At 54.8% G+C, this 26,499-nt stretch carries 28 protein-coding genes and 1 pseudogene; 19 read left to right on the top strand and 10 right to left on the bottom strand.

Annotation, left to right across the window (positions count from 1 at the left end):
• The first annotated feature begins 14 nt into the window (after positions 1–14).
• Positions 15–1,421, top strand: a complete 1,407-nt coding sequence (gene lpdA / locus AC6CHM_RS14240) for a dihydrolipoyl dehydrogenase (RefSeq protein ID WP_498173576.1) — start codon at positions 15–17, stop codon at positions 1,419–1,421.
• 65 nt (positions 1,422–1,486) lie between these two features.
• On the opposite strand, the gene AC6CHM_RS14235 is transcribed toward lpdA, so the two are convergent.
• The 3 genes from AC6CHM_RS14235 to AC6CHM_RS14225 all read right to left on the bottom strand — a co-directional run bounded on the left by AC6CHM_RS14235 (position 1,487) and on the right by AC6CHM_RS14225 (position 3,970).
• Entirely contained in the window at positions 1,487–1,837 is a 351-nt protein-coding gene (locus AC6CHM_RS14235; RefSeq protein WP_336440361.1) for a hypothetical protein, read from the bottom strand.
• 93 nt (positions 1,838–1,930) lie between these two features.
• Positions 1,931–2,992, bottom strand: coding sequence for a TraB/GumN family protein (locus tag AC6CHM_RS14230; RefSeq protein WP_115054431.1), 1,062 nt, complete (start codon positions 2,990–2,992; stop codon positions 1,931–1,933).
• A gap of 21 nt (positions 2,993–3,013) precedes the next feature.
• Positions 3,014–3,970 (bottom strand): tyrosine-type recombinase/integrase, encoded by a 957-nt coding sequence (locus tag AC6CHM_RS14225; RefSeq protein ID WP_115054430.1) that lies wholly within the window; start codon positions 3,968–3,970, stop codon positions 3,014–3,016.
• A 123-nt stretch (positions 3,971–4,093) separates the two neighbouring features.
• Here AC6CHM_RS14225 and rimM point away from each other — a divergent pair, with 123 nt between their 5' ends.
• The 6 genes from rimM (at position 4,094) to leuC (ending at position 9,320) form a co-directional block, all read left to right on the top strand.
• On the top strand, positions 4,094–4,669 hold the full coding sequence (gene rimM, locus AC6CHM_RS14220; RefSeq protein ID WP_307281301.1) for a ribosome maturation factor RimM: 576 nt from the start codon (positions 4,094–4,096) through the stop codon (positions 4,667–4,669).
• Positions 4,669–5,364 carry a tRNA (guanosine(37)-N1)-methyltransferase TrmD gene (gene trmD / locus AC6CHM_RS14215; RefSeq protein WP_498173575.1) on the top strand — a complete coding sequence of 232 codons (696 nt, stop codon included), beginning with the start codon at positions 4,669–4,671 and terminating at the stop codon, positions 5,362–5,364. The genes rimM and trmD overlap by 1 nt, the downstream gene beginning before the upstream one ends.
• Positions 5,365–5,532: 168 nt before the next feature.
• Entirely contained in the window at positions 5,533–5,985 is a 453-nt protein-coding gene (rplS, locus tag AC6CHM_RS14210; protein WP_115054427.1) for a 50S ribosomal protein L19, read from the top strand.
• A gap of 221 nt (positions 5,986–6,206) precedes the next feature.
• Positions 6,207–6,959: a transporter substrate-binding domain-containing protein gene (locus tag AC6CHM_RS14205; RefSeq protein ID WP_435530123.1), complete on the top strand. Its 753-nt coding sequence runs from the start codon at positions 6,207–6,209 to the stop codon at positions 6,957–6,959.
• A 14-nt stretch (positions 6,960–6,973) separates the two neighbouring features.
• Entirely contained in the window at positions 6,974–7,792 is an 819-nt protein-coding gene (locus AC6CHM_RS14200) for an amino acid ABC transporter permease (RefSeq protein ID WP_498173574.1), read from the top strand.
• Between the two features lie 118 nt (positions 7,793–7,910).
• The gene (gene leuC / locus AC6CHM_RS14195) at positions 7,911–9,320 is read left to right on the top strand and encodes a 3-isopropylmalate dehydratase large subunit (protein WP_115054424.1); all 1,410 of its coding nucleotides are present in this window, start codon (positions 7,911–7,913) and stop codon (positions 9,318–9,320) included.
• 203 nt (positions 9,321–9,523) lie between these two features.
• On the opposite strand, the gene queF is transcribed toward leuC, so the two are convergent.
• The 5 genes from queF to AC6CHM_RS14170 form a co-directional block, all read right to left on the bottom strand.
• On the bottom strand, positions 9,524–9,955 hold the full coding sequence (gene queF, locus AC6CHM_RS14190) for a preQ(1) synthase (protein ID WP_498173677.1): 432 nt from the start codon (positions 9,953–9,955) through the stop codon (positions 9,524–9,526).
• Between the two features lie 23 nt (positions 9,956–9,978).
• Positions 9,979–10,365, bottom strand: a complete 387-nt coding sequence (locus AC6CHM_RS14185) for a 6-pyruvoyl trahydropterin synthase family protein (RefSeq protein ID WP_115054422.1) — start codon at positions 10,363–10,365, stop codon at positions 9,979–9,981.
• 69 nt (positions 10,366–10,434) lie between these two features.
• Entirely contained in the window at positions 10,435–11,088 is a 654-nt protein-coding gene (queE, locus tag AC6CHM_RS14180) for a 7-carboxy-7-deazaguanine synthase (protein WP_498173573.1), read from the bottom strand.
• Entirely contained in the window at positions 11,085–11,795 is a 711-nt protein-coding gene (gene queC, locus AC6CHM_RS14175; protein ID WP_440808265.1) for a 7-cyano-7-deazaguanine synthase QueC, read from the bottom strand. Before queC ends, queE begins: the two co-directional genes overlap by 4 nt.
• Positions 11,796–11,868: 73 nt before the next feature.
• Complete coding sequence (locus AC6CHM_RS14170) at positions 11,869–12,246, bottom strand: hypothetical protein (RefSeq protein ID WP_498173572.1); 378 nt, start codon at positions 12,244–12,246, stop codon at positions 11,869–11,871.
• 181 nt (positions 12,247–12,427) lie between these two features.
• Here AC6CHM_RS14170 and AC6CHM_RS14165 point away from each other — a divergent pair, with 181 nt between their 5' ends.
• The 5 genes from AC6CHM_RS14165 to AC6CHM_RS14145 all read left to right on the top strand — a co-directional run bounded on the left by AC6CHM_RS14165 (position 12,428) and on the right by AC6CHM_RS14145 (position 16,704).
• Positions 12,428–12,901, top strand: coding sequence for a GNAT family N-acetyltransferase (locus tag AC6CHM_RS14165; protein WP_115054418.1), 474 nt, complete (start codon positions 12,428–12,430; stop codon positions 12,899–12,901).
• Positions 12,902–13,273: 372 nt separating this feature from the next.
• Positions 13,274–13,672 (top strand): succinate dehydrogenase, cytochrome b556 subunit, encoded by a 399-nt coding sequence (sdhC, locus tag AC6CHM_RS14160; RefSeq protein WP_307281276.1) that lies wholly within the window; start codon positions 13,274–13,276, stop codon positions 13,670–13,672.
• 12 nt (positions 13,673–13,684) lie between these two features.
• On the top strand, positions 13,685–14,068 hold the full coding sequence (gene sdhD / locus AC6CHM_RS14155; protein ID WP_115054416.1) for a succinate dehydrogenase, hydrophobic membrane anchor protein: 384 nt from the start codon (positions 13,685–13,687) through the stop codon (positions 14,066–14,068).
• A gap of 8 nt (positions 14,069–14,076) precedes the next feature.
• Positions 14,077–15,909 (top strand): succinate dehydrogenase flavoprotein subunit, encoded by a 1,833-nt coding sequence (gene sdhA / locus AC6CHM_RS14150; RefSeq protein WP_115054415.1) that lies wholly within the window; start codon positions 14,077–14,079, stop codon positions 15,907–15,909.
• Between the two features lie 15 nt (positions 15,910–15,924).
• The gene (locus tag AC6CHM_RS14145; RefSeq protein WP_115054414.1) at positions 15,925–16,704 is read left to right on the top strand and encodes a succinate dehydrogenase iron-sulfur subunit; all 780 of its coding nucleotides are present in this window, start codon (positions 15,925–15,927) and stop codon (positions 16,702–16,704) included.
• Between the two features lie 59 nt (positions 16,705–16,763).
• On the opposite strand, the gene AC6CHM_RS14140 is transcribed toward AC6CHM_RS14145, so the two are convergent.
• Positions 16,764–17,201, bottom strand: coding sequence for an OsmC family protein (locus tag AC6CHM_RS14140; protein WP_115054413.1), 438 nt, complete (start codon positions 17,199–17,201; stop codon positions 16,764–16,766).
• A 157-nt stretch (positions 17,202–17,358) separates the two neighbouring features.
• On the opposite strand from AC6CHM_RS14140, the gene AC6CHM_RS14135 reads away from it, so the two are divergent.
• Both AC6CHM_RS14135 and AC6CHM_RS14130 read left to right on the top strand, forming a co-directional pair.
• On the top strand, positions 17,359–17,883 hold the full coding sequence (locus AC6CHM_RS14135; protein WP_498173571.1) for a hypothetical protein: 525 nt from the start codon (positions 17,359–17,361) through the stop codon (positions 17,881–17,883).
• Between the two features lie 23 nt (positions 17,884–17,906).
• On the top strand, positions 17,907–18,947 hold the full coding sequence (locus tag AC6CHM_RS14130) for an aldo/keto reductase (RefSeq protein ID WP_336440368.1): 1,041 nt from the start codon (positions 17,907–17,909) through the stop codon (positions 18,945–18,947).
• Positions 18,948–18,968: 21 nt separating this feature from the next.
• Here AC6CHM_RS14130 and AC6CHM_RS14125 read toward each other — a convergent pair whose 3' ends face one another.
• Positions 18,969–20,192, bottom strand: coding sequence for a ubiquinone biosynthesis hydroxylase (locus AC6CHM_RS14125; RefSeq protein ID WP_498173570.1), 1,224 nt, complete (start codon positions 20,190–20,192; stop codon positions 18,969–18,971).
• An 84-nt stretch (positions 20,193–20,276) separates the two neighbouring features.
• Between AC6CHM_RS14125 and tesB the strand changes: the two genes are divergently transcribed.
• The 5 genes and pseudogenes from tesB to AC6CHM_RS14100 all read left to right on the top strand — a co-directional run bounded on the left by tesB (position 20,277) and on the right by AC6CHM_RS14100 (position 26,433).
• Complete coding sequence (gene tesB / locus AC6CHM_RS14120; RefSeq protein ID WP_498173569.1) at positions 20,277–21,161, top strand: acyl-CoA thioesterase II; 885 nt, start codon at positions 20,277–20,279, stop codon at positions 21,159–21,161.
• A 253-nt stretch (positions 21,162–21,414) separates the two neighbouring features.
• Positions 21,415–21,753 (top strand): P-II family nitrogen regulator, encoded by a 339-nt coding sequence (locus AC6CHM_RS14115; protein ID WP_008122182.1) that lies wholly within the window; start codon positions 21,415–21,417, stop codon positions 21,751–21,753.
• A gap of 25 nt (positions 21,754–21,778) precedes the next feature.
• Positions 21,779–23,155 (top strand): ammonium transporter, encoded by a 1,377-nt coding sequence (locus AC6CHM_RS14110; RefSeq protein ID WP_115054409.1) that lies wholly within the window; start codon positions 21,779–21,781, stop codon positions 23,153–23,155.
• A gap of 118 nt (positions 23,156–23,273) precedes the next feature.
• Positions 23,274–23,538, top strand: a pseudogene (locus AC6CHM_RS14105) (GIY-YIG nuclease family protein); the annotation flags it as partial.
• A gap of 264 nt (positions 23,539–23,802) precedes the next feature.
• A complete protein-coding gene (locus AC6CHM_RS14100; RefSeq protein WP_498173568.1) occupies positions 23,803–26,433 on the top strand; it encodes a DNA translocase FtsK in 2,631 nt (876 codons plus the stop codon).
• Positions 26,434–26,499 lie beyond the last annotated feature (66 nt).

Raw genomic sequence — 26,499 nt, 5'->3', positions numbered from 1 at the left:
CAAAGGAATCAATCATGGCATATGATGTCGTCGTCATCGGATCAGGCCCCGGTGGCTATGTGTGCGCAATCAAGGCAGCACAACTCGGGCTAAAAACCGCCGTTATTGAAAAGCGCGCAACCTTTGGCGGCACTTGCCTGAACATTGGCTGCATTCCCTCAAAGGCCTTGCTCCACGCTTCTGAGGTTTTCCACGAGGCTGGGCATTCCCACGCGACGCTTGGCGTTGATTTAGGTACGCCAAAGCTCAATCTACCGGCCATGCTTGCCCATAAGCAAGCGACCGTGGATGCCAATGTGAATGGCGTTGCGTTTCTGTTCAAGAAAAACAAGATCGACACGTTCATCGGTACCGGCAAGGTCGTTGCCGCGGACAAAGTGTCAGTAACCGGTGAAGATGGCAAGGTTCAGGAAATCGAAGCAAAGAATATCGTGATTGCCACTGGCTCCGATGTTGCAGGCATTCCGGGCGTTGATGTGGCCTTTGATGAGAAGGTCATCATTTCTTCAACGGGTGCTTTGGAGCTTGAGGCTGTTCCGGACCATCTTGTTGTCGTTGGAGGTGGTGTTATCGGTCTGGAACTTGGCTCGGTTTGGGCGCGCCTTGGCGCCAAGGTGACAGTGGTCGAATTCCTTGACAAGATTCTCGGACCAATGGATGGCGAAGTCTCGAAGCAGTTCCAGCGCATGCTCGAAAAGCAGGGCATTGAATTCAAACTCTCCGCCAAGGTGACCGCTGTCGAGAAATCCGGCAAGGGCGCAAAGATTACGTTCGAGCCGGTCAAAGGCGGCGATGCCCAGACAATCGAGGCCAATGTTGTTCTCGTATCCACAGGTCGCAGACCCTACACAGACGGTCTCGGTCTTAAAGAGGCAGGTGTCGAGGTGGATGATCGCGGCCGCGTTGCCATCAACGATCATTGGCAGACCAATGTCTCCGGCATTTATGCCATTGGAGATGTGGTCAAGGGTCCCATGCTGGCGCACAAGGCGGAAGACGAAGGTATCGCGGTTGCCGAAATCCTCGCCGGACAGGCTGGTCATGTCAATTTTGATGCCATTCCAAGCGTTGTTTATACGCAGCCGGAAGTTGCTTCCGTTGGTAAAACGGAAGAAGAACTGAAGGCGGCTGGTATCGAATATAAGTCGGGTAAATTTCCGTTCACTGCCAATGGCCGCGCCCGTGCCATGCTGCATACGGACGGTTTCGTTAAAATTCTTGCTGACAAGGCCACAGATCGCGTTCTGGGCGTTCATATTCTTGGCTATGGTGCCGGAGAGATGATTCACGAGGCAACGGTTCTCATGGAATTTGGCGGCTCATCTGAGGATCTGGCGCGTACAACGCATGCGCATCCGACAATGTCGGAAGCCGTGCGCGAAGCCGCATTGGCCACATTCGCCAAGCCTATCCATATGTAACTTTGGCAAAAAACTGCACAAAAAAAGGCCCGAACATTCGGGCCTTTTTATTATGGTTCACCGCATTAATTAGCAGGGGCTGGTGCAGGCGCCGGGGCTGGTGCGGGCTCGGCGGGAGCTGGCGCAGGAGCAGGTTCGGCAGGAGCGGGTGCAGTTGATGCCGGAGGTTCAGCCGGCGCCGGTGCTGGCGGCGTTGTGGTATCGGTGGCTGGCGCTGTCGGCGCCGGAGCGTTCATTTCGGTATTCCCGTTCAGGAAGTAATAACCGCCGATAACGATTGCAGCGATAATGATGGCAGCAACCAGATAGGTTCCGCCACTACCGGACTTATTGTTGATAACTGTAGAAGGCCGATCTGTTTTGGCCGGGTCCAACGGATCATTTGCCGGTCGTTGCACATTTGGATCGTAGGTCATGTTCTATCCTCCATGGCATTCAAGCGATGCCGATGAATGGATAACGGATGGCATGCTGTAAAGTTCCAGAATCCTTTGTGCCTGTTCGGCGCTCTACTGCGCTGTCACTGTATAGTTTTGCTTTTTGAGAAGAGATACCAAGCCGTGTTCGCCGGGAAGATGCAAAGCACCGACAGCTATAAATGCGTTTCCTTTGGCAATTATTGGCTCTGCACGCTCCGCCATGGTTCGATTGCGTGCGCTGACCATTTTTTCTTCAAATTCCGCATAATTTTGGCCGCTGGCTGTGCCGTCGGGCGACACTGATCGCATGAGCGGAAATATCATGCCAATATCACCCTGCACATAAAGAACGGTCATTGTCTCGAATATGTCTTTCATCTTGGGACCGAGCGCCAGCATTTCGACTACGCCATCAATATGAAATTTTGCAGGCAGCGAGGCCATGGCCCCCAACTGGTCGCGGATCGTTTCCAGTCCGGCAATCTGCTTGCCTTTTTCCTTGGCTTCCTGTGCCAGCTTGATATCAAGAAACGCGGCACCCTGCTTTTTCCGGGCCATTTCACAGGCGGGTAGGGCAAGCATGCTTGTGAGCATCCAGGGTTGCATCTTGTTTACAGAGCTCAACGGAATTCCCCGTTCTGAAAGGGCGGCTTTGACACCATCCAGCTTGTCTGCGGGGATGACCTTTTCCAAGGTCGTTCCATCTGTGAACATCATCAGTTCCGGCGACTCGGCCATTACCTTCATTATGCCTTTGGGATCCAGAATTTCATCTGTTTCGATCACAATCGGATCGGCGGCACTATAAGCCGCTTGAGCCGCATCGGAGAGCTTCAGAACACGCGGATCAGTCAGATGCATTGTGCCGTAAAGCCAGGAAGGTTTGATGCCGGGCTTTTCGATTTTCCAGAGGAGCCCATGGCCATTGGGTGTGGCGGCGGCCTCTTTGCGCAATGTTTCAAGTTTTGCAGGGTCCGATTTGGCCATTTCCTCTATCAGATTACTGCCCGCGCACGTTTCGTCCGCGCGGGCATAGCCAGCGCTAAAAACCACGGCGAAAAATGATGCCAGCAGAAGCCAGCTCAATCCCGCGCAAAGCCGCAACAAGGCATCGGCATAACGGTCAAATGGAGACGAAATATTATTGTCCATCAATAGTCTCAACTGCTTCAATCACGCGCGGGGATGCGCTTTGTCGTAAATTTCCATCAGGCGATCCGTATCGACGCCCGTATAGACCTGTGTCGTTGAAAGGCTGGCATGACCGAGCAGTTCCTGAATGGTCCGCAGATCACCGCCACGACCCAGCAAATGCGTCGCAAAGGAATGGCGTAGCGCATGTGGCGTTGCAGTATCAGGCAGGCCCAGCGCTCCACGCATTTTCTGCATATCGCGCTGGATTATGGCCGAATGCAGATCGCCGCCGCGCGCACCGCGAAACAGCGGCTTGCCTTCCTCCAAATCATAGGGGCAAAGCTTGCGATATTCCGCAATCGCCCGGTGTACAATCGGAAGCAGGGGAACCATGCGTGTCTTGCCGCCCTTTCCGGTAATGGGAATTGAGCGGGCATCGGGATCGGTCAATGCTCCACCATCCAATCCGAGCGCTTCGGAAATGCGCAGGCCACAGCCATAGAGCAGTGTCAGCACGGCGGCATTGCGGGCTGCGATCCATGGCTCTTCATTGAGCTGCCCGCCAATCTCGACAACGCGCCGTGCGTCGATTGTTGTTAGCGGCTTTGGCAGTGATTTGGGCTGTTTTGGCGCACGCATGGCGATGGAGGCCGCCGCATTGGCCATCCCCTGCTTTTCCAGATAGCGCAGGAAGGAGCGGATACCGGCAAGCCCGCGTCCGAGCGTGCGTGCGCCCGCACCATCATTGCGTCGCCGCGCCAGAAATGAGCGAAGATCGGCAATCCGTAATGTCGCCACGTCTTTCAGCGCCGGAGGTTCACCCAGATGGCCGGTGAGGAACTGAAAGAACTGCCGCGTGTCACGCTCATAGGCTTCAAGCGTATTAGTGGCGAGGCGGCGCGTGTTCTTGAGCGACTTCAGCCAGTTTTCGCGCGCATCGATCAGATCGGGGCGCGCGGAAATAAGAAACTGTTCGGTTTTCGGTTGGACACCCACGGCATCGCTCCTCGGCTTTGTTATGCGGACAATGGCATAGGAACCCTTACGAGAACGTTTCGCCTTGGTTTTATCCGGCGTTTGCTCTAATTCGGGCAGAACAGATTTTAAATGGATAGACCAATGGCAAAGTTGAATGATCCGGTTCAGTTGGCGGTGATCGGTGCGGCACATGGAACGCGCGGCGAACTCAGGGTAAAAACATTTACCGGCGACCCCATGGCGCTTGCCGATTATGGGCCGCTTTATGATGTGACCGGCAGGGCTTTCGAAGTGCTGGATATCCGTCCGTCCAAGACTGTCGTTGTCGTGCGTTTTCGCGGCGTCAATGACCGTAATATGGCCGAGGCACTGAATGGAACAACGCTGTTTATTGAGCGTTCGCAACTGCCGCAGGATCTGGACGAAGACGAATATTACCACTCGGATCTGATCGGGCTGGAAGCAATCGACGCAGATGGCAACAGGCATGGCAAGGTGTCGGCCATGTTTGATTTTGGTGGTGGCGATCTGCTGGAGCTTTCCATACCGGGCAAACGTCCCATGCTGATCCCTTTCACATTGGCTGCTGTGCCGCAGGTTGACCTCAAGGCCGGACATATCGTTGTCGATCCCGCCGCCGCTGGTCTTCTTCCTGATGAGAATGAGGATGAGGAGCGCCGCCGTCAGCTTGGCGGTGAAGGCAAAGACAAGTCCTGATGACCGGCTTTCGCGCAACTGTCCTGACGCTTTACCCTGAAATGTTCCCGGGACCACTTGGCATTTCGCTGGCAGGCAAAGCCTTGGCCGAGGGGGCATGGTCGCTCGAGACCGTACAAATACGCGATTATGCGACAGACAAGCATCGCATGGTCGATGATACGCCTGCGGGCGGTGGTGCGGGCATGGTGATGAAACCCGATGTACTGGGGCGTGCGGTTGATCAGGTGGCGGACGAGCGTCCGAAACTGTTCATGAGTCCGCGGGGCAAACCTTTGACACAGGCGCGTGTACGCGAACTTGCGGCAGGCCCAGGGGCAATCTTGCTTTGCGGACGTTTCGAGGGCGTGGATGAGCGCCTGATCGAAGGACGCGGCTTTGAAGAAGTCTCCATCGGCGATTATATTCTGTCTGGCGGCGAAACAGCGGCCATCGTCGTGCTTGATGCGATTGTGCGGCTTCTGCCAGGTGTCATGGGCAATGTGCTTTCAGGTGAAACCGAGAGCTTTGAGACGGGACTGCTTGAGCATCCACACTACACCAAACCGCAGGAATGGGAGGGGCGCCGTATTCCGGATGTGCTTCTTTCCGGCAATCACGGCGCTATCGATAAATGGCGGCGGGCCGAAGCTGAAAGACTGACGCGTGAGAGGCGTCCGGATCTGTGGGATAAAAAGAATCCGCAAAACAGGTGACAAAGCGGCTTTTATGGTGTAATTGCCCGCCAACTCGGAAAATCCGAAGTCTGTTAATCAATGAATGGTGAATTCGCCCCTGTCTCTTGCGAGACATAGAAATGCGGCCAAAGTTGCTGCTTTCCAGTGTGGACGCTCTGACTGTTTGAACAATAAAAGGATAAGACAATGGCCGTCGATATTATTCGTCAGCTCGATCTCGAACAGAGAGCAAAAATCGAAGCCAAGCGCGTGCTTCCAGATTTCAAGCCAGGCGACACAGTTCGTGTCAATGTTCGTGTTACCGAAGGTACACGTACCCGCGTGCAGGCCTATGAAGGCGTTTGCATTGCCCGTAATGGCGCCGGCATCAATGAGAACTTCACAGTTCGCAAGATTTCCTATGGCGAAGGCGTAGAACGCGTATTCCCGATCATTTCACCGCTGGTCGAAGGTGTTGATATTGTTCGTCGCGGTAAGGTACGTCGTGCGAAGCTTTACTATCTGCGTGGTCTTACAGGTAAGGCTGCTCGTATCGTCGAGAAAAAAGACAACCGCAAGAACAAGACTTCAGTTCCTGCAACAGGCACTGCCGAAACAGTGACTGAAGCAACTGTTGCAAAGGCACCTGCTGCTGAATAAGCGCTATGCATGAATTTTGAAAAAGGCGGTCCTTGGGCCGCCTTTTTGTTTTTGAGCGTTTTTTCCTCGTGACTGCCGTTAGAAGAAACAGACATGCTTGCGGGGATTGACGCGCCGGTGACAAGGTGAAATCAGTTTGCCAACTATTTCACGACAAGGGGACTCCGATGAACTTGCGTTCCATTTTTTCGGCCGTTTTTCTGGCAGCGATAACGCTGGCCATGCTTCCCATTTCCGCTTTCTCCGCTGATCTGCCTGATCTGGGCGGCAAAGAGGTGACTGTGGTTACGGAGAATGCCTATCCGCCGTTACAATTCGTCGATCCCAAGACCGGTAAGCCGGTGGGCTGGGAATATGATGCGATGAACGAAATCGCCAAGCGCCTCAACTTCAAGATCGAGTATCTCAATACAAGCTGGGATGCGATGATCCAGGCTGTCTCCGATAATCAATACCAGATCGGTATGACCGGCATAACCATCAATGACGAGCGCAAGCAGAAGGTGGATTTTTCCGAGCCCTATATGCGGTCGGAACAATTCATGCTCGTCCGCAGCGACGAGAAGCGCTTTACCGACGCCAAGAGCTTTTCGGAGTCGAAGGATACGCTGGTTGGCGCGCAGCCGGGAACGAGTAATTTCTATGTTGCCGTCTACAATGTCCTCGATGGCAATGAGCAGAATCCGCGTATCAAGTTGTTTGAAACATTCGGCGCAACCATTCAGGCGCTGAAAACCGGCGATGTTGATCTGGTCCTGACTGACAGCACCGCGGGCAAGGGCTATGTGGATGCATCCGGCGGTGCATTGAAGCTGATTGGCGGGCCGCTCGGTGCGGAAGATTTCGGCTTTATCTTTCCAAAAGGCTCCGATCTAGTCGCTCCGGTTAATGCGGCCATTGCTGCATTGAAGGCTGACGGCACATTCGACGCGCTGAACAAGAAGTGGTTTCTCGACTACAAGCTTGGTCAATAGGTGAGTATGCGTTCTTGAAGCCCGAAGCCGCATCACGCCTGGCGGAAAAGGCTGATTTTCCGTGGTGGCTCATTGTCGCCGCGGGGATCGCTATCGCCTTGGGTCTCGCTATTCTCATCAATCCGCTTTACGGGCAGGTTTTTTCAACTGTTGCGCAAGGCATCTGGATAACCGTCTGGGTGTCTATCGTTGCGTTCTTTCTTGCATCGGTGTTGGGGCTCGTTTTGGCCATTATGAGCCGGTCGGAATATATCGCCGTCCGGCAGATTGCGCGGTTTTATGTTGAGATCATGCGCGGTGTTCCACTGCTGGTGCTGTTGTTCTATATCGCTTTTGTCGGCGCCCCGGCCCTGGTCTATGCATGGAATTTCATAACGCAACCATTGCAAAATGCTGGCTACACTGAGCCGCTGCTGGTGCGGGATTTCTCCCTGCTCTGGCGTGCGATCATTGCGCTCGTTCTTGCCTATTCAGCCTTTCTTGCAGAGATTTTCCGCGCTGGCATTCAAGCTGTCGATGCAGGCCAGATCGAAGCAGCCAAGGCGCTCGGGCTTCGGCGCTTTCCGCGTTTCCGGCTGATTGTGATGCCGCAGGCGATCCGCACTATTTTGCCGCCTTACGGCAATGATTTCATCGCCATGGTGAAGGATTCATCGCTGGTGTCGGTCCTCGGGGTTGTCGATATTACTCAGATGGGCAAGGTCTATGCCTCAGGGTCATTCCGCTTTTTTGAAACCTATTCTGTGGTCGCCTATATATATCTTATCTTGACCATCAGCCTTTCTTTGCTGTTGCGATGGGTTGAACGGCGTCTTGCGCAACGCAACCGGTGATTTCACCTGACAGGTAGCGGCGCATTGTCACTTTTCATGCTTGTTTCTTGACGTTGAGAGGCCTCAAGTGCATATGTCCACGAAATAATCGAAAAGACCCCACTGCCAGGATATCGCGATGATTGCGCCACGCACACTTTATGACAAGATCTGGGATGACCATTTGGTTGACAGTCAGGATGACGGCACCTGCCTTCTCTATATTGATCGCCACCTTGTGCATGAAGTCACCAGCCCGCAGGCCTTTGAAGGTTTGCGCTTGACCGGTCGCAAGGTTCGCCATCCGGAAAAGACGCTTGCGGTGGTTGATCATAATGTTCCCACTTCGCCGGATCGTATCAACGGTATCAAGAACGAAGAAAGCCGTATTCAGGTTGAAGCATTGGCGAAAAATGCTGCGGATTTCGGCGTCGAATATTATTCGGAAAAAGACATTCGTCAGGGCATCGTTCATATTATCGGGCCGGAACAGGGTTTCACCTTGCCTGGCATGACCATTGTCTGTGGCGATAGCCACACTTCGACCCATGGCGCGTTTGGCGCATTGGCCCATGGTATCGGCACGTCGGAAGTCGAGCACGTGCTTGCCACACAGACGCTCATTCAGTCGAAAGCCAAGAACATGCTGGTGCGTGTCGATGGTGTCCTTCCAGAGGGTGTGACAGCCAAGGATATCATTCTCGCCATCATCGGCGAAATCGGCACCGCTGGCGGCACCGGCTATGTCATCGAATATGCGGGCGAAGCCATTCGCGCATTGTCGATGGAAGGTCGCATGACCATCTGCAACATGTCGATTGAGGGTGGCGCACGCGCTGGCCTGATTGCGCCTGATGAGACGACATTCGCCTATGTGAAAGACAAGCCGCGCGCCCCCAAAGGCGAGCAGTTTGATCGTGCTGTGGAATATTGGAAGACTTTGCAGAGCGATGAGGGCGCGCATTTCGACAAGGTTGTTGTTCTGAATGCTGCTGATTTGCCGCCCATCGTTTCCTGGGGCTCATCACCGGAAGACGTCATCTCCGTCATGGGTGCTGTTCCAAATCCAGACGATATTGCGGATGAAACCAAGCGCTCCTCAAAATGGCGCGCTCTGGACTATATGGGCCTGAAGCCAGGTACTCCGATCACTGATATCAAGCTTGATCGCGTCTTCATCGGCTCATGCACCAATGGTCGTATCGAAGACCTTCGCGCTGTCGCCAAAGTTGTTGAAGGCCGCAAGGTCAGCCCGACTGTGGATGCGATGATTGTGCCAGGTTCCGGTCTGGTCAAGGAAATGGCGGAAGCTGAAGGTCTCGACAAGATTTTCAAGGAAGCAGGCTTTGACTGGCGCGAGCCGGGCTGCTCCATGTGCCTTGCCATGAATGATGATCGCCTGAAGCCAGGTGAGCGTTGCGCATCGACATCAAACCGCAATTTTGAGGGCCGTCAGGGCTTCAAGGGCCGCACACACCTCGTGTCGCCAGCCATGGCCGCCGCCGCTGCAATTGCCGGACATTTTGTCGATATTCGTGAGTGGAAGTAAGCCTACCGTAGCTTTCTCTCCATAGGGAGCAGGGTTGTTACTGCACAGGATTGGAATCCAATCGCTTCCCTCTCCGTCATCCTCGGGCTTGACCCGAGGACCCACTCTTACCTTCTGTGCGAGTATTAGGGGGCAAGCCCCTCCTCAACTAGTTCCTCGGGTCAAGCCCGAGGATGACGGAGAGGCGGGGGCTATGAAACGAATTACCGTCCCCGATAGCTCGGCACGCCCTGATCCGGCAACCACAACCCTTCCGGCATCGGCCCTGTTTGCCAAAAGACATCAATGGGAATGCCGCCGCGCGGGTACCAGTAGCCGCCAATGCGCAGCCATAAGGGCTTGACGGTTTCAACAATGCGCTTGCCAATACTCACAGTGCAATCTTCGTGAAACGCCCCATGATTGCGGAAACTGCCCAAAAACAACTTGAGCGATTTGGACTCAAGCAATGTCTCGCCCGGCGCATAATCGATGACGAGATGACCGAAATCCGGCTGGCCCGTCACGGGGCAAAGCGAGGTGAATTCGGGGCAGGCGAAACGTGTGAGGAACAATGTTCCGGCCTGCGGGTTGGGAACTGCTTCCAGAATTGCCTCATCGGGATGCTGCGGCAGCTTCACATTCTTGCCCAACATGGTTGAGCTTTCTGCATAATGGCTCATGCTGCGACCCTCCGCGTTTCATACTCGCCCTGATATTCGCAGCCTTCGCCGCAAGTATCGCGATAGACACCGATCTGCGCAAGGCTCGGCAACTCAGGATAGAAATGCCGCCACAGCCACATGGCGATGTTTTCCAGAGTTGGGGTTTCGAGCCCTTCGATCTCGTTCAGATAGCGATGGTCCAGCTTTTCCCGGGCAGTGCCGAAAGCGGTCTCGACCTGTCCAAGGTCGGCGATAAGACCGGTCCTTTTGTCAGGCTTTCCCTCGAGCGTCACACGCACGCGGAAACTATGTCCGTGCAGGCGCGTATTGACGTGCCCGTCAGGAAAAACATGCGGCAAATGATGTGCCGCCTCAAACGTAAATTCGTTGAAGATTCTCATAAGTGCTCCATTAGCCTTGGCGCAATACAGGCGCCCGCAAAGTCAAACACGGCACCGAAAGGGTTTGCCCTATGGAAGACCGTTCATCTTATGTGTCTGCGTGCTCAGCCGCCAAAGCGGATGAGCGAGGCAATAGGCCGCTGCAGATGCCACATGCGCGGCGGTTTGCGCCGGATCACCGATGACGTCAAGAGGTTGAAGGTAGAAATGCTCAAAGGAAAGCTGCTCGAAACGTGAAGGATGCGTCTCGCTTTCCTTTTGCGGGAAGACCAGTTTCAGCTCGTTGCCGCTGGTTTGGACGAGCGGCGCTGCCGCTTTTGGCGAGACGCAAATCCAGTCAATGCTGCCCGGGGCTTCCAGCGTGCCATTGGTCTCGATCCCGACCTCAAAGCCCCGTGCATGAAATGCGTCGATGAGGGAGCTATCAAGTTGCAGCAGCGGTTCGCCGCCTGTGCAAATCACATAGGGTTTGCCACCGCCACCTTGCGGCCACTGGGCGGCAACAGCATCGGCAAGCGCGTCGGCAGTTTTGAATTTGCCGCCGCCCGGTCCATCAATGCCGATAAAATCCGTATCGCAAAACTGGCAGATCGCCTTTTTGCGATCCCGCTCGAGACCAGACCATAGATTGCATCCGGCAAAGCGCATGAATACCGCTGCGCGGCCCGTATGATTGCCTTCGCCTTGCAAAGTCAGGTAGATTTCCTTGACAGCGTAGGTCACGCGGCCTCCGCCTTGAACTTTTGCCAGCCGCTTGATCGCAGCTCGCAGGCGGGACATGTGCCGCAACCATAGCCCCAGTCATGACGCTTGCTTCTATCGCCGAGATAGCAGGTATGGCTGTTTTCAACGATCAGGCCGAGCAGTGATTGACCGCCAAGTTCTTGGGCCAGTGCAAATGTCTGCGCCTTGTCCAGCCACATGAGGGGTGTTTCGATGGTGATACGGCGATCCAGCCCCAGCGAAAGAGCCACTTGCTGGGCTTTCAGCGTGTCGTCGCGGCAATCAGGGTAGCCGGAATAATCGGTTTCGCACATGCCTCCGACGATCACCCGCAATCCGCGGCGATAGGCCAATGCCGCCGCCAGTGTAAAGAAAAGCAGATTGCGTCCCGGAACGAATGTATTGGGCAGGCCATTTTCTGCCATTTCAATGGCAATGCTCTCAGTCATGGCCGAGCCGCCCAGCTGGCCGATAATGCCGGCGTCGAGCATATGGTCCTCGCCGAGTTGCAACGCCCATTCGGGAAATTGTTTGGTCAGCGCCGCACGGAATTCCTTGCGGACCTCAAGTTCAATTTTGTGGCGTTGGCCATAGTCGAAGCCGACAGTTTCAACGCGGTCAAACTGCGATAGTGCCCAAGCCAGACAGGTGGCGGAATCCTGTCCGCCGGAAAATAGAACGAGGGCGCCCCCGGAGCGCTGAGTCATATTCAATACCTTTCAAATGTGCGGGTGCCATACAGGCGCTGCGCATTTGAGGCAAATTAAATCTGTCCTTAGATCAGTCGAGGCAGCCGGGATGTTCAAGGATTGCGATCTCGTTACGATCCAGACCATAGCGATAGCTCAAGCCCTTGATGACGATTGGTGCATCACAGCTCGTATTGGGGGCGGGTATGACACCCACGACCAGGTGATCGGCAGCAGGGTAAATAACAGAAGGTCCGCTGGCGCGTTTATAGACAGGTGTTGTGCGCCGCACATCCCGTCCGATCACGTCGGACTTTGCCGCTCTTGACCCGACGAAGATGATCTTCGGACCGCCCGCTTCCTGCATGATGACATTGCCATATTCATCGCCATAGGTGTTGCCGTCAGCAAGCGCGATACCCGGTAGACCCGACAGGACGGACAAGACCAGAAGTGATGTGCGCAGCATGAAGCAGACCTCAAGACAGGTGGTGGTTACATCAGCTTTAACCATTTGTTAACGATTGTCATCTGCCTGAATGGATTCAAATCGATTTTCATTCCGGGTTAAGGTTGACGCGAACGGCACAATCAACCAATCCTGAAGCACCCCGGCAACGGTAGGCAGTAATAAAGGGACGGAAGCGACAATGACCAAGAAAGCTCCAGACGAACACGCCATTGATATATCCCTGCTGCATTTGAACGATGCGCATGAATTTTCACCACTGCTTGCCAGCTACGCGCAAGCGTTGAAGCGTGGCGCACCGCGCCGCCCGGACGATTACTATGCTGAAAACCTCTTGCGCGACCGTGCCGCGGAGATTGCTGGTGCGCGGCTGGATGGCAAGCTGGTCGGGTTCGTTATTTTTTATGATCTTCCTGAACCGGTTTCAGGCATGCGGGCAGGGCAGGTGGACCATATTTATGTACATCATGATCATCGCGGCAAAGGTATCGCCAAGGCGTTGATCGACGTGCTTGCCGATAAGGCGGAAGAGCGCGGCTGGACCAAGCTGTCCCTCAATGCGCCGCGTGTGCCGGAGGATGGCCGCAAGCTATACGAGCAGGTTGCAGCGCCTGCGGACTGGACGAGCTTCGTCATCCGCTTCGGCAATCAATAGTCGGCAAATAGAGGATGGAGTCGCTCCAACCTGTGAGCGACTCTTATCGTCGCAGATGAACTTGCCCATATTGCGCTGAATTCAACCGCGCTAGGGTAAATCTGGATAGACTCACTCAACTATTTTTAACGGCATTTTGATTGGTAAATCTGACCTTCGGATCGTCAATTTTCCGCGTTTAAACGATTGAATTTTATAGAAAAACCTTATTGACTTGCTATTCGGGCCAATTCGCCGCATGAGGGTTTTGAATGGGGCTTTGACGCAGTGCAAAAACCGCATTAAAACCCTTCTAAATTGGCTTTAACAGCCTTTCGGCCCTGCCCGCCTTTCTGTCATCCCTGCGGCGTGGCTTTTCTCATTGGGGACGCTATGAGCAAAACAAATTTGCATGCAAACCGGCCTTTGTCGCCTCACTTGCAAATCTACAAACCAATCCCGACCATGGTCATGTCCATTGTCCACCGCATTACGGGCTGTGCCCTCTATTTCGGTACATTGCTGGTTGCATGGTGGTTGATCGCAACTGCGACGAGCGAACAGCAGTTCGATATTGTTTCCATGGTCTATGGTTCCTGGATCGGCCTTCTGGTGCTTCTTGGCTACACCTGGGCGCTCATTCATCACATGATTGGCGGCATCCGCCATCTGATCTGGGATACAGGGCGTGGGCTGGAAAAAGACACCACGACGAAAATGGCATGGGCGTCGCTCATTGCATCCGTTCTGCTGACGGCCCTTGTCTGGGTCGCCGTATTCACACTGCGTTGAGGAGCTTTAGCAATGGCTGATATGCGCACGCCGCTTGCCAAAGTTCGCGGATTGGGTTCTGCGAAAGAAGGCACCGAACATTTCTGGCGTCAAAGGCTGACAGCAGTCGCAAACATTCCGCTGATGCTGTTTTTCATCGGCCTGATTGTTTCGCTGCATGGGGCAAGCTTTGAGGAAACCCGCGCGGCACTCTCACATCCGCTGACAGCGCTGGTTCTCATTCTGGTACTTTTGTCCGGCCTTTACCATATGCGCCTTGGAATGCAGGTCGTTATTGAGGACTATGTGCATGCAGAAGGCGCAAAGCTCGCCTGCATCATGCTCAATACCTTCTTCACCATCGCAGTCGGTGTTGTTTCGCTCTTTGCGATCCTCAAGCTGAGTTTCGGAGTTTAAGCTCTATTATGGCAACTACAGAAAACAAAGCCGCAAAGCCCTACACATTCGTTGACCACAAGTTCGATGTGGTTGTCGTCGGTGCTGGCGGCGCCGGTCTTCGCGCCACGCTTGGCATGGCCGAACAGGGCTTGAAAACAGCCTGTATTACCAAGGTTTTCCCGACCCGTTCCCATACGGTTGCGGCGCAGGGCGGTATTGCCGCCTCGCTCAGCAATATGGGTGCAGACTCCTGGCAGTGGCATATGTTCGATACCGTCAAGGGTTCCGACTGGCTCGGCGATACCGATGCCATGGAATATCTGGCCCGCGAGGCACCAGCGGCGGTTTATGAGCTTGAGCATTATGGTGTGCCTTTCTCCCGTACTGAAGAAGGCAAGATTTACCAGCGTCCATTTGGCGGCCATATGATGAATTATGGCGACGGTCCGCCCGTGCAGCGTACTTGCGCTGCGGCAGACCGCACCGGTCATGCTATCCTGCACACGCTTTATGGCCAGTCATTGCGCCACAATGCGCAGTTCTTCATCGAATATTTCGCGCTTGATCTCATTCAGGATGAAGACGGCACGATTACTGGCGTTGTTGCTTGGAACCTTGATGACGGCACAATTCACCGCTTTGCCGCCAAGATGGTGGTCATGGCAACAGGCGGTTATGGCCGCTCTTATTTCTCCGCAACCTCGGCGCATACTTGCACTGGTGATGGTGGCGGCATGGTTGCCCGCGCTGGCTTGCCTTTGCAGGACATGGAATTTGTCCAGTTTCACCCGACCGGTATTTATGGCGCCGGCTGCCTGATTACTGAAGGTGCGCGCGGCGAGGGTGGCTATCTGGTCAATTCCGAAGGTGAGCGCTTCATGGAGCGTTATGCCCCTTCCGCAAAGGATCTTGCTTCCCGCGACGTGGTTTCCCGCTGCATGACGTTGGAAATTCGCGAAGGTCGCGGTGTCGGCAAGGACAAAGATCATATTTTCCTGCATCTGGATCATCTTGACCCTGCGGTTCTGCATGAGCGTCTGCCCGGCATTTCCGAATCGGCAAAGATTTTCGCCGGTGTCGACCTGACCCGCGAACCCATTCCGGTTCTGCCGACAGTTCACTACAACATGGGCGGGATTCCCACCAATTATTGGGGAGAAGCGCTCAATCCGACGCCGGAAAATCCGGATCGCATCCAGCCCGGTCTGATGGCTGTGGGCGAGGCCGGTTGCGCTTCGGTTCATGGTGCCAATCGGCTCGGCTCCAATTCGCTGATCGATCTGGTTGTGTTCGGTCGTGCCGCTGCCATTCGCGCCGGTCAGGTGATCGACCGCAATTCAAAAATCCCGGAAATTAACGAGGCCTCGGTCACGAAGATCATGGATCGCTTTGACCGGCTGCGTCATGCCAATGGCGGAACGCCAACGGCTGTGCTGCGCGAGAAGATGCAAAGGACAATGCAGGAAGATGCTGCTGTGTTCCGCACATCGGACTCGCTGAAGTCCGGCGTCATCCGCATGGAGAAAATCTGGAGCGAGTTGCCTGACGTGAAGGTGACCGATAGGTCGATGATCTGGAATTCCGATCTGGTGGAAACGCTGGAGCTGGAAAACCTCATGGCCAATGCTCTGACCACAGTTGTTGCTGCGGAAGCCCGCAAGGAAAGCCGCGGCGCGCATGCGCATGAGGATTTTCCGAACCGCGATGATGTCAACTGGCGCAAGCACAGTCTTGCATGGCTGACGCCTGAGGGCAAAGTTACGCTCGGCTATCGTCCTGTCCACCTTGATCCGCTGGTCAAGGAAGAGGATGGCGGCATCAGCCTCGCCAAGATCGCGCCAAAAGCGCGCGTGTACTAAGGGAATAAGAGCATTATGGTTGAACTTGCACTTCCCAAAAATTCGAAGATGCAGCCCGGCAAGACCTGGGAGCGTCCGGCCGGTGCCAATAATTTGCGCGAATACCGGATTTACCGCTGGTCGCCGGATGATGGTGAAAACCCGCGCATCGATACATATTATGTCGATCTGGATGATTGCGGCCCGATGGTTCTTGATGGGCTGTTATGGATCAAGAACAAGATCGATCCGACGCTAACTTTGCGCCGCTCCTGCCGTGAAGGCATTTGCGGCTCATGTGCCATGAATATTGATGGTACAAACACACTCGCCTGCACCAAGGGTATGGATGAGATCAAAGGCGCAGTGAAGATTTATCCTTTGCCGCACTTGCCGGTGGTCAAGGATCTGGTGCCGGACCTGTCGAATTTCTATGCGCAGCACCGCTCGATTGAGCCCTGGTTGAAAACCGTATCGCCGGAGCCTGCAAAGGAATGGCTGCAAAGTCATGAAGACCGCGCCAAGCTGGACGGCCTTTACGAATGCATCCTGTGCGCATGCTGCTCGACATCCTGCCCAAGCTATTGGTGGAATGGCGACCGCTATCTCGGCCCTGCTGTTCTCTTGCAGGCCTATCGCTGGCTGATTGACAGCCGTGACGAGGCAACAGGCGAACGCCTGGACAATCTGGAAGATCCTTTCCGGCTTTACCGTTGCCACACGATTATGAACTGCGCGCAAACTTGCCCCAAGGGTCTGAACCCTGCCAAGGCAATTGCCGAAATCAAGAAGATGATGGTGGAGCGCCGGGTTTAACATAGCAACGGGCGCAAGAGCGCCCGTTCTTAATTTTATGCAATTTTTGATTTATCAGATCAAGCCAGCTTGGCGTCCAGCGTTACTTCAATCGCGCCGAGTGCCTTTGAAAGCGGGCACGTTGCCTTGGCCTGACCGGCAAGCTTTGCAAATGTATCGGCGTCAATGCCGGGAACATCGCCGACAAGCGTCAAGGCGCTTTTGGTGATCTCAAAGCCACCGCCCGCTGCAGGGCTGATGGAAACGACTGCCTTGGCATCGAGGTTGGCGGCCGGTGTGCCGTTCTCAGCCAGAAAATGCGAAAGCTGCATGGCAAAGCAGCCGGCATGGGCAGCAGCAAGCAGTTCTTCCGGATTGGTGCCTGATTTGCCGCTTTCATCTTCGAAGCGCGCCTTGAAATTATAGGGAAGAGCTTTCAGGGCACCACTTTGCGTGTCCAGCGTGCCTTTACCGTCTTTCAGCGCGCCCTGCCAAATTGCCGTTGCTTGTCTGTCCATGAGTGTCTCTCCCTCGTTGAGATATGTATCGGTGTACGTCCGTTAACGTGTAATATCTATCAGTGTTCCGTATCAAATCCATGGCGGCCCTACCTTGGCATAATATACAAACGGATATCCTCCCTGTAGAACGAAAAAATCAAACGGGATCTTGTAAATGCATATTCTTCTGGCTTTGCTTGGAATGGTCGGGGGCGGTCTTTTCTGGTGGTATCGTATGCGCACCTTGGGTGACGCAGCAAGTGATGTCATTGATACTGCCGGAAAGGCGCGTGGCTATCTGCGTCGCAGAAAGATACGCATTCAGCATGAACACTCGCCTTTGACGGCGATTGAGGATCCGGTTCTTGCTGCGGCAACGCTCATCTTCGCCATTGTTTGTGAAGATACTCCGATCACAGAAAAACACTACGAAGCCGTACGGAATGCGATTATCGATATTTGCGATCCTGCCAAGGCGGATGAGGCCGTGATCTATGCAAAATGGGCTTCAAGCCAGATCGATGATGCGGTCACCGTCATCGAAAAGACCTCGCCACTTTTGCGGCAGAGGTTAAACGATATGGAAAAGCTTGAATTGATTGATATGGTAGGCAAAGCTGCGGCTGCTGTCACCGTTCCTCCCACTTACGGCCAGCGTGTCAAGAAGCTCAAACAAAAGCTTGGCCTTGAGGTCGACTGATCAATCGAGATAGGAAACTTCCCTTGAAACTGAAGAAACTTGGCCGGACGGATATTGACGTCACGGAAATCTGCCTCGGCACCATGACCTGGGGTGTACAGAACACTGAAGCCGATGCGCACAACCAGATCGATTATGCTCTGGATGCGGGCGTCAATTTCATGGATACGGCGGAAGTCTATGCAATTCCATCCAGTCCCGAAACCTATGGTAAAACCGAGTCCTATATTGGCAGCTGGTTCAAGAAGACCGGTAAGCGTGATCGCTTTGTTCTGGCGACAAAGATTTCGGGTGGCGGCAATAGCTGGATTCGTGAAGGCAACAAGCCAAGCCGTGCCAGTGTGCGCGAAGCGGTGGAAGGCAGCCTGAAACGGCTGCAGACCGATTATATCGATCTTTATCAGGTGCATTACGCCGCGCGCGGCCATTATCATTTCGGTACAGCATGGAAGTACGCGCCGCATACCCAAAACCAGACTGAGGTTCTTGACCAGATTGAAGATGCGCTGCTTGGCCTTGGAGATATGGTCAAGGAAGGCAAGATCAGGCAGATCGGCCTTTCGAATGAAACCGCTTGGGGTATCGGTCAATGGCTGAAACTTGCGGAGCGCAGCGACTTGCCGCGTGTTGTCTCCGTGCAGAATGAATACAGTCTGATCCAGCGCGTGTTCGATCTCGACCTTGCCGAACTCAGTCACCATGAGGATGTGGGCCTATTGGCCTATTCATCGCTCGCTTCAGGTGTGCTCACCGGCAAATATCTGGATGGAAAAATTCCGGCGGGTACACGCGGTGCGATCCAGACCGGCGGGCTCTGGCGCAATAATGAGCATTCCGAGCCAGCGGTGCGCGCCTATGTGGAACTGGCGCGGAAACACGGCCTTGACGTGGCACAAATGGCCATTGCTTTCGCGCTCACCCGGCCATTCATGACTTCCGTGATCATTGGAGCAACTTCAATGGATCATCTGAAGACCGACATAGCTGCGGCCGATCTCAAGCTTTCGCCGGAAGTTCTGGCTGAAATCGAAACGATCTACCGGAAATATCCGCGCCCGCTTTAGGCGGCGACTGTAGTGCAAATGTTAAATCGACTGCCCCTGCAACAATTTGGGGGCGGTCGGTGACAATCCTGCGGCTTGGCGGATGAAGAACCCCTTCAGCCGCGGCATACGTTCGACAAGGCCAAGGCCAAAATCACGCAATGCGCGTATGGGCACGTTGTCATTAGAGAAAAGCCGGTTGAGAACGTCCGTGGTTACTCCCATCTGCACCGTATCGAAACGGCGCCATGTCTGGTAGCGCTCCAGCACTGCAATAGAGCCAATATCGAGGCCGAGCCGGTCCGCATCGACGATCGTTTCCGCCAGCGCTGCTGCATCCTTGAAGCCGAGATTAAGGCCCTGACCGGCGATGGGATGGATACCATGGGCCGCATCACCGACAAGCGCGAAACGGGGCTTGATGAAATCCCGAGCCAGCGTCAGGCTCAGCGGGAAAGCTTTGCGCGGACCTTCCACGCGCAATTCGCCAAGCTTCAACCCGAAGCGTTGTTCGAGTTCGGCATCAAACACGAATTCATCTTCCTTGACGAGCCGGTCAGCATCCGCAGTCCTTTCAGTCCAGACCAGCGACGAGCGATTGCCTTTCAGCGGCAGCACCGCGAAAGGGCCTGCGGGCAGGAAGTGCTCTTCCGCGCGGCCATTGTGCGGACGCTCATGGGCGACTGTGCACACGATTCCGGACTGGCCGTATTCCCAATTGACCGTCTTGATGCCTGCCATATCGCGCAGGCGTGATTTCACGCCATCCGCCGCAATCAGCAGCCGCGCCTGCAACGATTTTTCGTCGCCATAGCGGACCGTCAGACCGTTATCACCTTGCTCAAAGCCATGCACCGGCGCGCCTTCAATAAAGACAATGCCGAGTTCATCTGCCTTTTCTCGCAGCGAAGCATTCAGAAGCCGGTTTTCTACCATATGCGCAAATGGCTCTCCCGGTTCAATCTCGCCATCAAAGGTCAGGAATACGGGCCGAACTGGATCGGCGGTGCGTGAGTCCGTCACGACCATCTCATTGATCGGTTGAGCCTCCGGCAAGATACTCTGCCAGCATCCAAGCTTGTCCAGCATGCGGCTCGCCGCCGCTGCAATGGCGGAAGCCCGTGTATCATTACGCCAGACGCCAGCGGGGGCTGCATCGATAACGGTCACCCCGAGATGCGGTGCAGAAGACTTCAGCGCGACAGCAGTGGCCATGCCGACATAACCTGCTCCGGCGATAATAATGTCTGTGCGGGTTGCGTCCATGATTGCCTCCGGATGGTGAATACTTGACTTGTCGGGCTGTTCCTGTTGCAAGCGATGAAACAGACGAACTGGAGATGTCCGATCATGTCCGAAGCACCCAAGTCAACAGCTATGACCGAGCTTCTGTCCATACTCGACCTTGAGACGCTTGAACACAACCTGTTTCGAGGTCGCAGCCCCCAGGTGGGCTGGCAGCGCGTTTTTGGCGGCCAGGTCATCGGACAGGCGCTGGTTGCGGCGCAGCGGACAGTAGACCCGCTCCGACACGTACATTCCCTGCATGGTTATTTCATGCGGGCGGGCGATCCCAAAGTGCCGATCATCTACGAGGTCGACCGCATCCGCGATGGTTCGAGCTTTACCACACGGCGCGTTGTGGCAATCCAGCACGGCCATGCCATCTTCTCTCTGGAAGCCTCATTCCAGATTGAGGAGGAAGGACTCGAGCACCAAAAGCCGAAACCGTTGGATGTTCCCGAACCGGAAAATCTCATCTCTGACAAAGATATGAAGGAGCAATATCTCCAGAATGCTCCCAAGATTATCCGGCAATATTGGGAGCAGGACCGGCCCATCGAGATCAAGCCGCTTTCGCTTCGGCATTATCTGACCCGCGATAAGCTCCCGCCCGAGCAGAGCGTGTGGATAAAGGCCACCGGTCCCGTGCCGGAGGATCGTGCGATCCAGGCAGCAGTTCTTGCCTATCTTTCAGACATGACGCTGCTCGATACGTCGCTTTACGCGCATGGCCGTAATATTTTTGATCGGGATCTGCAGGTTGCCAGCCTCGACCACGCCATGTGGTTTCACAGGCCCTTCAGTTTCGATGATTGGATGCTCTATACCGCAGATAGTCCCAGTACATCGGGCGCCAGGGGCTTTAATCGTGGCGCACTTTATAGCCGTGACGGCACTTTAATCGCCTCTACCGCGCAGGAAGGCCTAATTCGTGTGCATAGTACGGGGTGAACTCTGATCGCTACCTGCTAATCGCCTAAATTTTAGGCACATTGCTGCATTGCACTGATATTGTAAGCCGAACTTAAAAAATATCTTTTTGATTTCAGTATATTAGAAGTATTTTTCGAATCTGGCACGGAACTTGAATACTCCTGAGCAGTCACCAATGGCCTATGGCCAGAGGCGATGGGTTCAACGCGGTTGCTGAGAGTTCAGATAATTCCATCTGAGGGGCACCGCGCAAAGCGCAGGGGTATAGTCAATGAAAATTGTGATGGCCATCATCAAGCCGTTCAAGTTGGACGAGGTGCGCGAAGCACTCACCGCTGTCGGCATTCAGGGCCTGACCGTCACTGAGGTGAAGGGTTACGGCCGCCAAAAGGGGCACACCGAAATTTATCGTGGCGCGGAATATGCCGTCAGCTTTCTTCCCAAACTGAAGGTGGAAGTCGCTGTCGCATCCGATCTCGTCGATACCGCCGTCGAAGCCATCACTGCCGCCGCCAAGACCGGCCAGATCGGTGACGGCAAGATTTTCGTTCTCAGCATCGAGCAGGCCGTCCGTATCCGCACGGGCGAGACCGACACCGAAGCGCTGTAAATTATTGGGGTTCAAGGAGAGCATAATGAAAATTCCAAACAGTTTAACCAAAGCGGCAGGCAGCTCCCTTCTGGGATCGCTGGCTTTGACCGCATTCGGCTCGCTGGCCGCTTTTGCGCAGGAAGCAGCGCCCGCCGCTCCTGAAGCTGCAGCTGCAGCCGTGGCGACAATCAACAAGGGCGACACCGCCTGGATGATGGTTGCCACAATCCTCGTCCTGTTCATGATCCTCCCGGGTCTTGCCCTGTTCTATGGCGGTCTTGTCCGCGCCAAAAACGTTTTGTCAGTGCTCATGCAGTGCACAGGTATCACGGCTGTCGTGATGATCATCTGGGTTGTCTATGGTTATTCTTTTGCGTTTGGCGGCAGCACCAGCCCTTATTGGGGCGGATTGGGCAAAATTTTCCTTGCCGGCGTTACCCCTGATTCTGCCGCTGCCACCTTCACCGATGGCGTCCAGATTCCGGAATTGGTTTTCATCTGCTTCCAGATGACATTCGCTTGTATCACTCCGGCGCTTATCGTCGGTGCCTTTGCTGAGCGTATCAAGTTCTCGGCGACCATCCTGTTCGTCGCGCTTTGGGTTACCTTCGTTTACTTCCCGATTGCACATATGGTCTGGGATGCAAACGGCCTGATCTTCGGCTGGGGCGCTCTTGATTTCGCGGGCGGTACGGTTGTTCACATCAACGCGGGTGTTGCAGGTCTGGTCGGCGCTATTGTCATCGGCAAGCGCGCAGGTCTTGGCCGCGATATGATGGCTCCGCACTCCATGCCGCTTACCATGATCGGTGCTGCAATTCTGTGGGTTGGCTGGTTCGGTTTCAATGCCGGTTCGGCGCTCGAAGCCAATGGCACAGCGGCGCTTGCCATGATCAATACCTTCACCGCAACAGCGGGTGCTATCGTAGCTTGGGTTGCCATTGAAGCCTTTGCTCGCAAGACAGCATCCATGCTCGGTGCAGCATCAGGTATTGTTGCCGGTCTGGTCGCAGTCACGCCAGCAGCGGGTACTATCGGACCGGTGGGCGCAATCGCCCTTGGCGCGATTGCCAGCGCGATCTGCTACTACATGGTCGCAGTGGTCAAGCCGAAGCTCGGTTATGATGACAGCCTCGATGTGTTCGGCGTGCATGGCATTGGCGGTATCGTCGGCGCTATCGGCACTGGTATCTTCACCAGCGCGGCCCTTGGCGGCACAGGTTTCGCCGATGGCGTAACAATGGGCAGCCAGGTCTTTGTACAGATCAAGGCAGTTGCCGTGACCATCGTATGGAGCGGTGTGGGTTCGTTCATCCTCTACAAGATCGTCGACGTGCTGGTTGGCCTGCGTCCAACGGCCGAAAACGAGTCTATCGGTCTCGACCTCACCTCACATGGTGAAGCTGCCTATCATAATTGATAGCTGCACCCATGGATTTCGAAAGGCCCGGTTTTCCGGGCCTTTTGTTTTGAGGTTAGACCTTCGTTGAATTTACCCGCCTGAACTTGATGTGCAGTCTTACGCGCGGAGGACTTGCATGCCGGGCTATGTCTACATCCTTGCCAACCAGCAATATGGAACGCTGTACATCGGTGTGACGTCCGATCTCGTCACGCGTGTTTACGATCATCGTGAAGGCAGAACTCCCGGATTTGCATGGAAATATGGCTGCAAGCGTCTGGTCTGGCACGAAGAGCATGACCGGATTGTCGATGCAATTCAGCGGGAAATCCTTGAAACGCTGGTACCGGCAATGGAAGATAGAATTGATTGAAGGAATCAATCCAAATTGGGACGATTTGCAGAGATCAGCGAAACACCTTCTCAATATCCAAAATCGAAAACGGGCATTCAAGATCGGTCCTCGGGTCAAGCCCGAGGATGACAGAAAGGGGCATGCCAAGATCAGGGCGAGGCGAAGTCTCCGTCAGCATCCTCTGCTAACCTGACAATTTCCATGACATTCGCCCATGGTTAATAGCCCCTTAACCATCCACCCCGTAAGTTTGGAATCAGCTCCGTGGATTGCACAGCCACAGGGATAGACTCACGTGGGACCGGATTTCATGCGTCAAGGTTATTCAGCCTCTTATGCCATCGATGACGATAGGACTGGCTTCTACAGCCTTTTCCGCAGGCAGATAAATATTCTGATCGGCTTGGCGATCCTTTGTCTTGTCGCTTTGGCTGTCGGTAGTCTGGCAACTTGGAATGTGCTTGATCCAAGCTTCAGTCATGCCACGTCCAATCCCACGCAAAACGCCCTTGGTTATGCCGGAGCAGTGTTCTCCGATCTTGGAATGCAGTTTTTTGGCCTGTCGACCGTTGTTGCTCTGATGCCTGCCGTGTTCTGGGGCGGGTTGTTCATGACCGGTCGCGGTGTTGACCGCATGGCGCGGCGCGCTGTTGCTTGGTTCTGCGCGTCGCTGCTTGCTGCAGCCATGGCCGGTTGTTTCGCCATACCCGAAAGCTGGCCAATGCCCATTGGTCTTGGCGGCGTTCTCGGAGATATGGTTCTCAAGATTCCTGCTATTTTCACGGGCACTTTCCCGCGCGGTGGCCTTGCCATGATCCTGGTCGGTGTCCTTGCCGTTCCTACTTTATGGATATTTGCCTTTGCCAGCGGTCTTACCTATCGCGGCAGCGAGCCTGCCATTGCCAAAAAGACAACGCGTCACGTGGCCGAAGCCGATGACTTCGACGATGACGAGGATGAGGATGATGAGCGCGAAGGCGGAGGCTTGCTTGCTCTGGGTGCTGTCACGCATTTCTTTTACAGTACGCGTGCCTTGTTCCGCCGTCTCTCCGGCAGGGGCGCCGGAATCTATAATAGCGCGCGTAATATTGGCGCTCGCCATGATGATGGGTTTGATGACATTCCGGTGTCGCGTCAAAAAGTCAGCAATAATGGCGAACGCCGCGAGCCAGGCTTTTACAGCGCATCGCCGCAAATTGAAGCGCCGTCGATTGAAATCGACAATGATGATTTTGACAGCCAAGCTGACCGCTTTGATCCCTTGGCCTTCAGCGACGAAGATGAGGCCGTGGATGACTGGGCCCCGCAGGCAGCCCCCGCTCGCCCGTCAGCGAAGCCCGCGACCCGCGTCGCAACCCCGGCGCCAGCTCCAAAGGCTGGAGCGCGCATTCAGCGCGAGGCGCAAGCCTCGCTTATCAAATCTGATGGTTTTGAAATGCCACCGCTGCATTTCCTCAGCGAACCAAAGAATGTCGTGCGCAACCCCAGCCTTTCCAAAGAGGCATTGGAACAGAATGCGCGTCTTCTTGAAGGTGTCCTGGAGGATTTCGGTGTACGCGGCGAAATAATCCACGTCCGGCCTGGCCCGGTTGTCACGCTTTATGAGCTGGAACCAGCACCTGGAATCAAATCCTCGCGCGTCATCACGCTTGCCGATGATATTGCCCGCTCCATGAGCGCGATCGCTGCTCGCGTTGCCGTTGTTCCGGGCCGCAATGCTATCGGCATTGAGCTGCCCAACCAGACACGTGAAATGGTTTATCTGCGCGAACTGCTGGCCAGCCGCGATTTTGAGCAGACCAAAACCAAACTTGCCCTGGCATTGGGCAAGACCATCAATGGCGAGCCGGTCATTGCAGACCTTGCCAAGATGCCGCATTTGCTCGTGGCTGGTACAACAGGCTCGGGTAAATCTGTCGCCATCAATACCATGATCCTCTCCTTGGTCTACCGGATGACGCCTGAACAATGCCGCCTGATCATGATTGATCCGAAAATGCTCGAACTTTCCATCTATGACGGCATTCCGCATCTGCTCACTCCGGTTGTTACCGACCCCAAGAAAGCCGTTGTGGCGCTCAAATGGACGGTCAAGGAGATGGAAGACCGCTATCGCAAAATGTCGAAAGTCGGTGTCCGCAATATTGACGGCTTTAACCAGCGCGTTGAGCAAGCCCGGCAGAAGGGCGAGCGCATTGCGCGCACGGTGCAGACCGGGTTTGACCGCGCCACCGGCGAGGCAGTCTATGAGACCGAAGAACTCGATCTGACCGCGATGCCCTATATTGTGGTCATCATCGACGAAATGGCCGACCTCATGATGGTTGCCGGCAAGGATATTGAAGGTGCCGTGCAGCGTCTGGCGCAGATGGCGCGTGCCGCCGGTATTCATGTGATCATGGCGACGCAGCGTCCGTCAGTCGATGTTATCACGGGTACGATCAAGGCCAACTTCCCGACGCGTATCTCCTTCCAGGTTACCTCCAAGATCGATTCGCGCACCATCCTTGGCGAGCAGGGCGGCGAGCAGCTGCTTGGCATGGGCGACATGCTCTACATGGCTGGTGGGGGACGCATTCAGCGCGTGCATGGACCATTTGTTGGTGACGATGAAGTTGAGAAAATCGTTCAGCACCTCAAATTACAGGGCGTGCCGGAATATCTCGATTCGATCACCGAGGAAGATGATGAGGAAGATGGCGGGGCAGGACCTGCAGGAACGTCCAATCTTGAGGATTCCGATGACCCCTATGATCAGGCCGTCGCGGTCGTGCTGCGCGATAAAAAAGCTTCGACGAGCTATATCCAGCGCCGTCTTGGCATCGGCTATAATCGTGCTGCTTCGATTATTGAACGCATGGAAGAGGAGGGGCTTGTCGGCCCGGCCAATCATGCGGGCAAGCGTGAGATTCTCGTACCAACACAGGATGATGATTTTTAACAGGCAAAAAGGCATTAAACTGCTGAGACTGCTTAAAAATTCAAACATAACGTAACGGCACATCAT

The sequence above is a fragment of the Phyllobacterium sp. GQ127 genome, assembly GCF_059758635.1.
Note: the sequence above shows the minus strand (reverse complement) of the source record. Positions and strands in the feature narration are given on the sequence as shown.